This window comes from Cobetia sp. LC6, from assembly GCF_030264805.1.
Lineage (GTDB): Bacteria > Pseudomonadota > Gammaproteobacteria > Pseudomonadales > Halomonadaceae > Cobetia.
The window spans coordinates 29265-41620 of the sequence record NZ_JASSPL010000001.1 but is presented as its reverse complement, the minus strand read 5'-3'; the positions used below and the strand labels follow the sequence as shown (position 1 = coordinate 41620).

Annotated in this window: 9 protein-coding genes; 6 read left to right on the top strand and 3 right to left on the bottom strand. The window is 64.2% G+C overall.

Translation table 11 applies throughout. The features are described from left to right. Positions 1-564: 564 nt before the first annotated feature. The 5 genes from hpf (at position 565) to mgtE (ending at position 4441) form a co-directional block, all read left to right on the top strand. Positions 565-873, top strand: a complete 309-nt coding sequence (gene hpf / locus QQF40_RS00190) for a ribosome hibernation-promoting factor, HPF/YfiA family (protein WP_175088343.1) — start codon at positions 565-567, stop codon at positions 871-873. Between the two features lie 9 nt (positions 874-882). Then, positions 883-1353, top strand: coding sequence for a PTS sugar transporter subunit IIA (locus tag QQF40_RS00185; protein ID WP_043332557.1), 471 nt, complete (start codon positions 883-885; stop codon positions 1351-1353). 137 nt (positions 1354-1490) lie between these two features. Then, complete coding sequence (gene rapZ, locus QQF40_RS00180) at positions 1491-2414, top strand: RNase adapter RapZ (RefSeq protein WP_175088344.1); 924 nt, start codon at positions 1491-1493, stop codon at positions 2412-2414. Then, positions 2401-2670, top strand: a complete 270-nt coding sequence (locus tag QQF40_RS00175) for an HPr family phosphocarrier protein (protein ID WP_175088345.1) — start codon at positions 2401-2403, stop codon at positions 2668-2670. Before rapZ ends, QQF40_RS00175 begins: the two co-directional genes overlap by 14 nt. Before the next feature lie 415 nt (positions 2671-3085). Next, a complete protein-coding gene (gene mgtE / locus QQF40_RS00170) occupies positions 3086-4441 on the top strand; it encodes a magnesium transporter (RefSeq protein WP_175088346.1) in 1356 nt (451 codons plus the stop codon). A 101-nt stretch (positions 4442-4542) separates the two neighbouring features. On the opposite strand, the gene pmbA is transcribed toward mgtE, so the two are convergent. Beyond that, the gene (gene pmbA / locus QQF40_RS00165) at positions 4543-5913 is read right to left on the bottom strand and encodes a metalloprotease PmbA (protein WP_175088347.1); all 1371 of its coding nucleotides are present in this window, start codon (positions 5911-5913) and stop codon (positions 4543-4545) included. 76 nt (positions 5914-5989) lie between these two features. Here pmbA and yjgA point away from each other — a divergent pair, with 76 nt between their 5' ends. Next, positions 5990-6493 (top strand): ribosome biogenesis factor YjgA, encoded by a 504-nt coding sequence (gene yjgA / locus QQF40_RS00160; RefSeq protein WP_285460096.1) that lies wholly within the window; start codon positions 5990-5992, stop codon positions 6491-6493. A gap of 88 nt (positions 6494-6581) precedes the next feature. Here the strand turns inward: yjgA and tldD are convergent, their stop codons facing one another. Together tldD and QQF40_RS00150 are read right to left on the bottom strand one after the other, a co-directional pair. Beyond that, a complete protein-coding gene (gene tldD / locus QQF40_RS00155) occupies positions 6582-8042 on the bottom strand; it encodes a metalloprotease TldD (protein WP_175088349.1) in 1461 nt (486 codons plus the stop codon). After that, the gene (locus QQF40_RS00150; RefSeq protein ID WP_285460095.1) at positions 8039-12283 is read right to left on the bottom strand and encodes a YhdP family phospholipid transporter; all 4245 of its coding nucleotides are present in this window, start codon (positions 12281-12283) and stop codon (positions 8039-8041) included. Before QQF40_RS00150 ends, tldD begins: the two co-directional genes overlap by 4 nt. Positions 12284-12356: the final 73 nt, after the last annotated feature.

Sequence of the window (12356 nt, the reverse complement as noted above, 5' to 3'; positions counted from 1 at the left end):
GCCTCTGACATTACTGACACCGGCGCGCCTGGCGCGCGCCCTGTCATTCCGTCAACCGCTCGTCAATGGCCCATCATGGCGCGCAGGATGATGGCAAAAATCCATCATTCCGGCTGCATCATTTACCGTCAATCGCATGTTTTTAAAGTCACTTTTAGCCGTATTGCACCGGGATGTCACTCGGTGATCCTTCCGGCACGCCGCTTGCTCCACGCAACCCAAGCGCCTGAAAGGCGGCGTACATGCAGGGATTGGCGACGAAAACCCGCCTTCTTGCGCGCCTTTCATGCACCACCCTTCAAGCGTGACCTTGAAGTCCATTCCGTTACCCCTCACTGAGTTGAAGACAAGCACTGAGCCACGATGCAGCGCAGCGTTGATCTTTGCGCAAAGCTTGGGCATTGTCGGTACAGACGCTCACGACATCTGATGCCGCTGGCAAGGGCGCGAAAACATCGCCAGACGGTGGTCGTCAAGCCTGTTGCAGAGCGTCCGATCAGGGTTTGCTCGTAGTCAAAAAGGGTTACAATTGAATGGCAACCCGCTGGATAAAGGAGCGTGTCCATGCAAGTGAATATCACCGGGCATCATGTGGAACTTACCGATCCTCTCCGCGATTACGTCAACGAGAAGCTCGCTCGCCTCGAACGGCATTACGACAACATCACCAATGTTCAGGTGACACTGTCGATCGAGAAGGAGCGCCAGCAGGCTGCCTGCACCTTGCACGCAGCAGGCGCTGACCTCCACGCCCTGGCAGAAGACCCCAACATGTACGCTGCCATCGACGCGCTCGCCGACAAGCTGGATCGCCAGCTGGTCAAACACAAGGAAAAGTCCCAGGCTCGTGCTCAGGGCACCGGGACCCGTTGACCTTCAGCCATGACACTTGATCAGATCCTTCCCCCCGAGCGCACCCTTTACGGTGTCCCCGGGGGGAGCAAGAAGCGGGTGCTTGAATTCTTCAGCACCTTCATCGCACAGAACATTCCCAGCCTGGATAGCCAGGAAGTCTTCTCGCGCCTGATCGGGCGCGAGAGACTGGGGTCGACCGGCATCGGCCACGGTGTGGCCGTGCCCCATGCACGCAGCCCGCATTGCAAGACACCAATCGCTGCGTTTCTGAAGCTCGGTGAACCCATCGACTTCGATGCCATCGACGGAGAACCCATCGATCTGCTGTTCGTGCTGCTGGTGCCTGAGGAAGCGGACGAGACCCATCTGACGCTGCTCGGGCAGGTCGCGGAATTGCTCAATTCCCCGACCAATCGCTCGGCCCTGCGCCAGGCAGACAGCCAGCGTGCACTCTTTGAGGCATTGACCCAAGCCATCGCCGAATTACCGGCGCGCTGAATCACAGGCCCGGACATCGTCCGGGCTTTCGTCTTGCTGGCCTCCCATCGGCCGACGTACAGCGCACTGATAGCGGGCAACCTTCTGCCCCACCCCTGCATTCTTTCGACGTTGACCTCGCCCTTGGAGAGCACTTCATGAAGATCGTGATCATCAGCGGCCGCTCCGGCTCCGGGAAATCCATCGCTCTCCAGGCGCTGGAAGACATTGGCTACTATGCCATCGACAATCTGCCCGGCATGCTGCTGGCGCCACTGGTCGATCAGCTCGAACAGGACAGCCCGGCACGCCGACGTATCGCGGTCTCCATCGATGCCCGCAACCTGCCGGAAGCCTTGACCCGCTTCCCCGAATTGCTCGACAACGTCCGCCAGAGTGGCATGGACGTGCAGGTCGTCTACCTGACCACCGATTCGCGAGTGCTGCTGGAACGCTACTCGGCGACCCGGCGTCGTCACCCTCTGACGCGCGACAACGACCACACCCTGGCCGAGGCCATCGAGATCGAGCAGAAGACGCTCGCCCCGATTCGCCAGAAGGCCGATCTGGTCATCGACTCGACCAACCTGAGCGTGCACGACCTGCGCTCGCGGATCACCGAGCAGGTCGCCCAGCACAGCTCTCGCCACCTGACGCTGACCTTTGAATCCTTCGGCTTCAAGCATGGCGTGCCGACCGACGCCGACATGGTGTTCGATGCCCGCTGCCTGCCCAACCCGTACTGGGACATCAATCTGCGCGGCGATACCGGTCGCGATGACAGCGTGGCCGAATTCCTGCAGCGCTACCCCACCGTCCAGGCGATGCATGACGATATCGCCGGCTGGCTGGAACGCTGGCTGCCCGCCTATCAGGACAGCAACCGCAGCTACCTGACGGTGTCCGTGGGCTGTACCGGCGGCCAGCATCGCAGCGTCTACCTGTGCGAGCAGCTGGCGAGCTACTTTGCCGAGCGCCTGCCTGAGGTGCGCCTGCGTCACCGCGAGCTGGGCATTCATACCGCGCTGAGCAACCCAGGTGAGACAAGTGATCAGCAGGAGCATCGCGATGCCCTCTCGTGAGCTGACGCTGACCAACCGCCGCGGGCTGCACGCCCGCGCAGCCACCAAGCTGGTCAATTGCTGTGCGCCCTATTGCGCAACGGTGATGGTCAGCCATGGCGAGCGACGCGCCAATGCAGCCAATGTCATGGCATTGCTGATGCTTGCCGCACCCTGCGGCACCACGCTGTTGATCGATGTCGAGGGCGAACAGGCCGATGAGGCGATGCTGGCCATCGAGGCGCTGTTCGAGGCGCGTTTCGAGGAAGACGAATAACCGCCACTGACAGCGCTGTACATTTGCGCCATGCATTAGCGCTGTACATCAGGGATGTGCATTGCGACACGTTCTTCTGGCGCTTGCCTCCCTGCCCCTTTCGCCCTTTGCGCACAGCCTTCCTTTCGGCCCGCTCCCTTTTCGGTCAGCCCCCTCGCGCAGCGCCCCCTGGGCAGCTCCATCACTGTTTACGCAGGGCGTCTCGCGCCTGTTCTTGCACCTGCCCTCACGCCTACCCTTATCCTTGGCCCTGCACCTATCCTTGCCTTGGCAGCCATGCAACGCTGCTTTTGCGCCAGTGACGGAACGTGGATTGTTCTTTTGATAAGAAACACTGTTTTCTTTTGTCGACGCGCCCCCCTACGCCAATGGTAGAATCAGCACTGTCCTTCATGTCGACAGGGGAAGCCGACAGATGAGCAAGACGTCTCGTAAACTCAAGCCAAGACTTGATCGCCTGTCACAGGCGCTGGAAAGCGGCGAGCTGGAACAGGCAAGACGCATGCTCAATCGCGGCCTCGCGCCGGTGGACGTGGCCCACCTGCTGGAATCCTCGCCCCCCAAGGAGCGTAATCTGCTCTGGGAGCTGGTCGATGCCGAGCTGCAGGGCGATGTCCTCCAATACCTTGGCGAAGACATCCAGACCGACTTCCTCAAGGATATGGACGCCGTCGACGTTCTCGCCGCCACCGAGAACCTGGAGCCGGATGATGTCGCCGACATCCTGCAGCGCCTGCCGAATACGGTGATTCTCGAAGTCCTCGACTCCATGGAGGCGCAGGAGCGCCTGCGCGTCGAAACGGTACTGTCCTTCCCGGAGGATACCGCCGGCGGCCTGATGAACACGGACACCATCACCATTCGTCCGGACATCACCCTGGACGTGGTGCTGCGCTACATTCGCCGCCACGAGCGCCTGCCCGACTCCACCGATACCCTGCTGGTCGTCTCACGACGCGATGAATTCATCGGTGCGCTGCCCATCAACCGCCTGCTGGTCTCGGACCCCGGCGTCACGGTGCGCGAAGTGATGGACACCGACAGCGTGGTGATCCCGGCCCTGATGCCGGAGAACGAAGTCGCTTCGCTGTTCGAGAAGCACGACCTGATCTCGGCGCCCGTGGTCGGCGGCGATGGCAACCTGCTGGGTCGCATCACCATCGATGACGTGGTCGACGTCATCCGTGGCGACGCCGAGCACCAGGTGATGTCGATGGCGGGGATGGATGAGGACGAAGACACCTTCTCTCCCGTGATACGGACCTCGTGGCGCCGCGCCGTCTGGCTCGGTATCAACCTGCTGACCGCCTTCATGGCCTCCGCCGTGATCGGCATGTTCGAAGGCACTATCGAGAAGATCACCGCGCTGGCCGTGCTGATGCCCATTGTCGCCAGCATGGGCGGCATCGCGGGCTCTCAGGCACTCACCGTCCTGATCCGTGGTATCGCGCTGGGGCACGTCAAGAGTGGCAATGTCAGCTGGCTACTCAAGCGCGAAGTCATCGTCGCGGGACTCAACGGCCTGTTATGGGCCGTGGTGGTGGCAGGCATCGCCATCGTATGGTTCGGGGATGTCCAGCTGGGGGCGATCATCGGCGCCGCGATCATGATCAACCTGTTGATCGCCGCCGTGACGGGCACACTGTTGCCGGTACTGCTCAAGAAGCTCAATATCGACCCTGCTCTTTCCGGCAGCGTGATATTGACCACCGTGACCGACGTGATCGGCTTCATGGCCTTCCTGGGGCTGGCGACCTGGCTCTATCTGTAACGCCCGACGCGGTTAGTGACTACACCAGAAACAACACGGCCGCCCCCTCGGGAGCGGCCGTGTTGTTTTTCGCCTGTCACACGAGACAGAAGCGTCAGTGATCAGCCTTCCAGCTCACCGTCTTCGCCTTCGGACATGCCCGCGACGGTCATGCCATCGATCAGCCAGCTACCGCTGTGGATGCTGCCACGCGTATCGACATCATCGCCTACCGCCAGCAGATTGGCCGCCATGTCGCGCAGATTGCCGGCAATGGTGAATTCCTCGACCGCATGCTGGATCTCCCCGTTCTCGACCCAGAAACCGGAGGCACCGCGTGAATAGTCACCCGTGACGCCGTTGACGCCCTGGCCCATCAACTCGGTCACCAGCACGCCGGTACCCATCTGCTTGAGCATCTCATCGAGCGAGGTCAGCGGCGCGGTGATGCGCACGTTGCGCGCGCCGCCGGCGTTGCCGGTGGTCTGCATGTTCAGGCGACGGGCACTGTAGGCGCTCAGCATGTAGCTCTGCACCTTGCCGTCGGCAAAGTAGACATTGTCACGCGTCGCGACGCCATCATTGTCGAAGGCGGCGCTGGACATGCCACCGACTTCCCGCGGCTTCTCGCCCAGCGTGAACCAGTCGGGGAACAGCGGCTGACCCAGGCTATCGCACAGGAAGCTGGACTCACGATACAGCGAGCCGCCGGCGATGGCAGACAGGTAGTGACCGATCAATCCAGCCGACATCTGCGGGTCGAACATCACCGGCATGCGACCCGTCGCCACCTTGCGCGCATTCAGACGCGCAAGCGTGCGGCGAGCGGCTTCACGCCCCACCGACTCGGGGGAACGCAGGTCTGCCGGATTGCGCACGCTGGTGTAGTCATAGTCACGCTGCATGCCCTGTGCATCCTTGGCGATCAGCATGCATGACATCGAGTGACGACTGCCGCACTGGCTGGCCAGGAACCCATGGCTGTTGCCATAGACCTGCACGCCTTCGCCACTGGAGAAGCTGGCGCCTTCGGACTGCGCGATGCCTTCCACTTCCAGCCCGGCACGCTCACAGGCCAGTGCCAGGTCGGTCGCTTCATCGACGCTGATCGCCCAGGGATGATGCGCCTTGAGATCAGGGAAGTCGGTGGCCATCAGCTCGGCCGGCGCCAGACCGGCAAAGCTGTCTTCGCCGGTATAGTGCGCGATGGAGACCGCCTTCTCGACCGCGGCACGAATCGAATCGCTGCCGGCATCGGAAGATGTCGCACTGCCCTTGCGGTTGCCGAGATAGACGGTCACGCCGATGCCCTGGTCACGCGACAGTTCGACCGTCTCGACTTCGCCGTCACGCACCGAGATGCTGACGCCCTGATCGACGCTGGCACCGACCTCACAGGCGTCGGCACCCAGGCTGCGGGCAAGCTCGAGAGCTTCGCTGACGCGACGCTCGAGCAGTTGTTGCTGAGCAACGGCATCAAAGGCCTGGCTCATGTTGTTCTCCTTCTGAGGAGACGGGGCGCTGGCAATGCTATACTGCCGCAAATTTCCCCGACTCGTTGGAATTGGCATGCGTAAAGAAAGACCTGAGGAGCTCGTCGAGCGTCCCAGCAAATCCCAGATGAAGCGTGAAATGATCGAACTTCAGGCGCTGGGCAAGAAGATCATCGACATGCCGGCCGGGCAGCGCGCCAAGTTCCCGCTCTCCGATGACATGCTGGCCGCCATCGATGAATGCGGCCGCATTCGCAGTCACGAGGGCCTGCGTCGTCACATGCAGTACGTCGGCAAGCTGATGCGCAAGGAAGACCTCGAGGCTATCAACGCCGTCTTCCAGAGCATGGAACAGCAGAGCATCCGTCGTGATGCCTCCTTCCAGCGCCTGGAGCGCTGGCGTGACCGCCTGATCGAGGATGACGAAGCCTTCGTGATCTTCGTCGAGGACTACCCCGAGGTGGACCGCCAGGCACTGCGTCAGCTGATCCGCAACTCACGTGCCGAACGTGATGCCGGCAAGCAGCCCAACAGCGCCAAGAAGCTCTTCAAGCTGCTGCGTGCCGAACTCGATCTCTGATTCTGGCATTTCCCGCTTCATCGACGCCGCTGCGGCCCTGCCACGGCGGCGTCGTCATATCTGCTCCCTGTCGTTCAGCCTCATCGGCTCACGACTGGGTGCCTCCCACCGTCAATTCGTCGAGCTTCAGGGTCGGCTGGCCGACACCGACGGGCACGGACTGGCCGTCCTTGCCACACACGCCGACCCCGGTATCCAGCTCGAGATCGTTGCCGATCATCGAGACGCGCCCCATCGCTTCCGGGCCATTGCCGATCAGGGTCGCACCCTTGACCGGCGTGGTCACCTTGCCGTCCTCGATCAGGTAGGCCTCACTGGCCGAGAACACGAAGCGCCCGGAGGTGATATCCACCTGACCGCCGCCGAAGCTGACCGCGTAGAGGCCACGCTTGACGCTCTTGATGATCTCCTGCGGATCGCGATCGCCACCCAGCATGTAGGTATTGGTCATGCGCGGCATCGGCAGATGGGCGAAGGACTCGCGACGCGCGTTGCCCGTCGGCGCCATGCCCATCAGGCGAGCATTCAGCTTGTCCTGCATGTAGCCGGTGAGGATGCCGTCCTCGATCAGCGGCGTGTACTGCCCCGGGGTGCCTTCGTCATCGACGGACAGCGAGCCACGGCGATCGGCCAGGGTCGCGTCATCGACCACGGTGACGCCGCGTGCCGCGACCTGTTCGCCCATGCGGCCCGAAAAGGCAGAGCTGCCCTTGCGGTTGAAGTCACCCTCCAGACCATGACCGACCGCCTCGTGCAGCAGCACGCCCGGCCAGCCATTGCCCAGCACCACCGGCATCTGACCGGCCGGTGCATCGATGGCCTCGAGATTGACCAGCGCCTGACGCACGGCTTCACGCGCGTAACGCTCGGCGACATTTTCATCGCGCAGACGAGTCACCGGGAAACGGCCACCGCCACCGGCACTGCCACGCTCGCGACGGCCATTGCGCACCGCGATCACGCTGATGTTGAAACGCACCAGCGGACGCAGGTCCGCGGCGAGGGTGCCATCGCTGGCACGCACCATCACCACTTCGTAAAGCGCCGACAGCGAGGCCGACACCTGACTGATGGAGGGGTCGAGGCTGCGCGCGATGCGGTCCGCTTCCTTGAGCATCGCGACCTTGTCCTCGGCGCTCAGGCCATTCAACGGGTCGATGCCCGCATAGAAGGACGGAGCCTGGGTGATGATCGAGCTTGCGACCGTACCGCTGCTGCCGCTGCGCGAGATACCCGCCGCAGTACGGCCAGTGTCGGCAAGCGCGGCGGCATCGATCTGATTGGAGTATGCGAAGCCGGTCTTCTCCCCCGCCAGTGAGCGTACGCCCACACCACCATCGATGTTGTAGCTGGCGTCCTTGACGACGCCGTCTTCCAGCACCCAGCTCTCCTGCCAGATACGCTGGAAGTAGAGATCGGCATAGTCTGTGCCCGGGCCCATGGCATGTGCCAGGCCAGCATCCAGATCATCCAGGCTGAGCCCGCCCGGGGTCAGCAACAGGGCCGCGGCATCGTCGAGCACGCGACCGGAACTCGCATTTTGCGTCATTCGGCACTTTCCAGAGTAATGTTCGGGTCGCCCCAGGGGCCTGATACCCGATAGTGAATTTGCGTCACCTTGTCGATGAAGCGGCCGAAGATCTTGTCGGCCACGAACAGCGCCCCGCCCACGGCGGGTGCGCCTGCCAGCACGGCGGCCAGCGGAAGGTTCTGGCTGACCGGTACCGTGATGGCCATGCGTTGATCAAGGGTACCGCGAAGCAGATCGACCTGCCCGTTGAGTGTCACGGTGGTGGACGGCGCCTCGATACGCAAGGAGCCATCGCTTTCCAGCCGCCCATCGAAGAGCGTCGCTGCGCCGCGCACCTTGTCGAAGGCCGTCCCCTTGTCGGTGACGTCAGAGAAGTCCAGCGACAGGCGGCGCAGCAGGTTATCCACATTGACCAAGCCCAGCAGGCGGGCGGAGGTCGAGCCCAGATTCAGGAAGCGTCCGTCATCCAGCTTGATCTCGACGCGACCATTGGAGCGTGACAGGGCAAAGTCCTGCGGCGCACCGGGCCAGGCCAGCTTGACCTCGGCCCGGGCGCGGTCCGCCTCGATGCCGCGGGGCTGGGAGAGACGCTCGAGCAACCCGCCCAGGTCACTGCCATCGGCGGACAGGCGAGCGCGCGTCAGACTGTTGGCGCCGGCATCTTCCCAGGTGATGTTGCCCACTGCGGTGATCCTGCCCAGCGTGATGGAGAGCGGCAACACCACCAGCTGCTGGCTGTCGGCGGTCCAGTCGGCACTGATCGGCCCCAGCTGCTGATCGCGCCAGATGAGGTGTGCCAGACGCAGACTGCCCGCGGGCAGGTCGGCAAGCTCGGCGGGATACGGCGTCGGCTCGATGCCGACATCGATAGCCTCGGTAAAGTTGCCTGGCACACTGGCGGTCTGCGTCTCCTGCTCGGCATCCGCGGGCCACAGGGCGTCGAGATTCAGAGTGTCCAGGTCCAGAATCAGCGGTCGCGCGGCACCTGACTGCCACACCAGCTCACCACTGGCGAGCTGACCATCCAGCGTCGCGGCCAGCCCCAGCCCTTGCTGCTGCGAGCTCTGGCGCGGCGCGGCCTCCAGCGTCATCGGCCCCGTACACCGGGACTGGATCATCAGACAATCAGTGGCAACGCGCAGGCGTGACAAGGCACGCAGGGGATCGCTCTGCTCAGCGTCGCTGCCCTCTCCACTCGCGCTGCCCTCTCCACTCGCGCCACCTTCACCGGAGAGCGCTCCCGCCCACGGCTTCCAGAGCTCAGGGGCAAGGGTCGGAGTGCGCCAGGCGATGTCCCAGCCGGTCTGGGTGGGCCACTGCGGGTCGCTCGGCCAACGCTCCAGCCACAACTGCCCCGTCATCGGCACCGTGCTGCCATCATCACGCGTATTGCCGCCTTTCCAGCGTGCCCGGGCGCGATTGTCGAGTCGCACATCACCGCCACCCTCCGCGAGACCGATATCCACCGCCAGTGGGGCCGCCTCCTCTCGCGTCTTGCCAAAGGGTGCCGGCAGATTGATGGCCACTCCCTTGAGGTCACTCGAGAGCGCCAGAGTGGCGCCGTCATCGGGCAGCATCAGGCGCGCCTGGTAGTTGAACTCGCCGCCCAGCGCACGCGGCGTCTCGCCGTCCTGCAAGGCTGCCCGAGTGTTCTCGGCGGCATCGCCGATCAGGTGCTCGGGCGCGCCCAGCCAGCCAAGCACCGGTGCCAATGGCGCCTTGCCATCGAAGGTGATCGCGCCCTTGCTGCTTGAATCTTCCTGCCCGATGTTGAGCGCCGCCTTGACCGCACCGCCGAACAGCTTGCCGGAGAGGTTGCCGGTCAGCTGCTCACGGCGCCCCTCGGGACGAGAGGGGTCATGCACGAAGTCGAGCGGCCCGCGAATGTCATCAACCTCGATGCCCGGCCCCGGGAAGGCCAGCGTCGCCGCCTGGCGCTCGCCGACCTTGCCCGCCGCCGTGATGCGCGCCTGCTCGGCGTCCTCCAGGGGCACGCGAATATCCATGGACGCATCCACCGAGCCCTTGCCCTGCCATTCGGCGAGCAACGCAGCGGTATCCTCGAGCGGCGCATGCGAGAGCAGATCGAACAGCGCCTCGACGCTGCCGGTCACATCCCCCTGGATACTCAAGGTATTGTCCTGCATGTCGACATCGGCCTGACGCACCGACAGAGGTGCTGCACCGCCCAGCGCCGTGGCAGGCTGAGAGTGCGCCGCCGCGACCGTGGCACTCAGTGCATTGTCGTGCAGCGCGAGGTTGCCCTTCACGCCCTCCAGCGCAGGCCAGCCCTCGGCGTAACCGAGTCGCCCGTCCTCGATGGCCAGCTCAAGGTCCAGCGAATCGCCGGGACCATAGCCACCCTCGCCATTGTCGTCATCCCACACCTGGGTGAGATGCAGGCTACCCTCGGGGACCTGCCCCGCGACATCGCGCGTCAACCACTCGCTCAACGCCGGGTCCAGCACCTTCATCGGCAACCAGGAGGCCAGCGGAATGCTGCGGGCATTCACGTCGCGCATCTCGAGATCCAGCTGGAAGCGGTCATGATCCTGAGCGGGAATCTGCAGGCCGAAGCCGCCCGTCACATCGGCGCCGGCGCGCTGGATATGCAGGTCATGCCCCGTGACGCTGCTGCCACTGTCATCGACCTTGACCTCGACCACTCCGTCGGCGGCCTCGAGCTGCCAGCCGTCGCCGAAGACTTCGGGGAAGTGGAAGCGCATGCCCGGGTCGCCACGAAACGCGATCCGGCTCGCGATGCCGCCCTCCTCAAGACTCTGCGCGGTGACCCAGGCCGCCAGGGGGCCGAGTCCCGGGGCGCCCTGCCAGGGTTCCACCTCTGCTCCGGTCAGGCCCAGCGCCAGCGTCATGGTCAGCGGGGTATCGAGCCCGATCCCGGCCAGCGACAGGGAGAGGCCGTTGGCCGTGCCACGCGGATCGAGAGACTCGAGCACATCCCCAAGCTCGCCGAGCGCCAGCACATTGCGCCAGCGCGCCACCTTTTCCAGATCGAAACTGCTGGTGACCAGCGACACGCTGCCATCGGCGAGATCCCCCGACAGCGATATACGCTCGGGCAGGCTGGCAAGCGCCGTGGAGGCTTCTGGCGATGACGCCGCTTGCGGCGTCTGGCCGTCACTGCCTGCCACCGGGGCGCCGGCCGCCGGGGCGTCATCGAGTTGCGTGGCGCCGACCGAGATCTGATTGAGCCAGGCCTGCCAGCGATCACTGCCCGCCAGGTCACGCAACCACTGGCCACGTGCATGAATGTCCTTGAGCGCCAGCTGGGCGCCATGGTGATCCAGCGTCAGACGATTGAGATCGAGACGCAGGCGAGCATCTTCCAGCCGCGCGTCACGCCAGCGCGCCCACAGCGTCGCGTTGCCATCGGCGTCGCGCAGCATCAGGCTGTCGCGTTCGCCCATCAGGCGACCGACACTCGCCAGCGCACCGGCGTCCAGCTCCACCTGCAGCTGGGCCGAGTAGTCGGCGAGGCCGTCGTCTCCCGGCAGCACTTCCAGTACGGCGCTGACTCCGGCCTGAGGCGATTCCCCGACCCGCAACTGGCCTTCCAGATGCGCGCGGTCTCCTTCTCCCGACAGCAACAGTTCGGCGGCATTCAGGTTGAGGGTATCGTTGCGACCATGCAGCACCAGACGCACATCCTCGAGCCGCACTCGTTGACGCGCCAGCAGCGCCAGCCCCTGCTCCGTCTGCGCAAGGCTCACCTGCCCTTCGGGTTCGAGCGCTTCGGGAGGACGCGGCGGCCCCGGCCAGCCCCAGCTGCCATCTTCACGCTGGTACAGGTGCACGATGACGCCGGTGGCGGTGGCGCGATCAAAGACAGGCGCCAGATGGCGCAGGGAGGAGAGCACATCGAGACGGGTTTCCAGATGGGACACGCTCAACAGTGGCGCCGCCTGCATCTCGTCGGGACGAAAGAGGTTCAGACCGGACAGCTTGATGGCCGGATCAAGGTGATCCATTCGGCCCTCAAGCGATGACATCCCAACATTGGAGTGGGTCTGGGTGGCAATGAAGTCACTGATGGACTCACTGCGCGAATCCAGCGTGGTCAACCACCAGCGCAGGCCCCCGATCAGGATGGCCAGCAACGCCAGCAGTACCGCGAGCGCCATCAGCAGCCCGCGCGCCCAGCGCCGCCCACGCGAGGGTGGCGCTGGCGCCGCAGCGGGCGAAGACGGGGTGTCGTCGACGCCCTCCTGCACCGCCTCTGGTGAGGTAGAACGGGTCACTGATGGTTCTCCGAACAGGACAGACTCACGATGTGGATAACGCGACTCCCGGCTTCATCGCAGGCACGGTGGC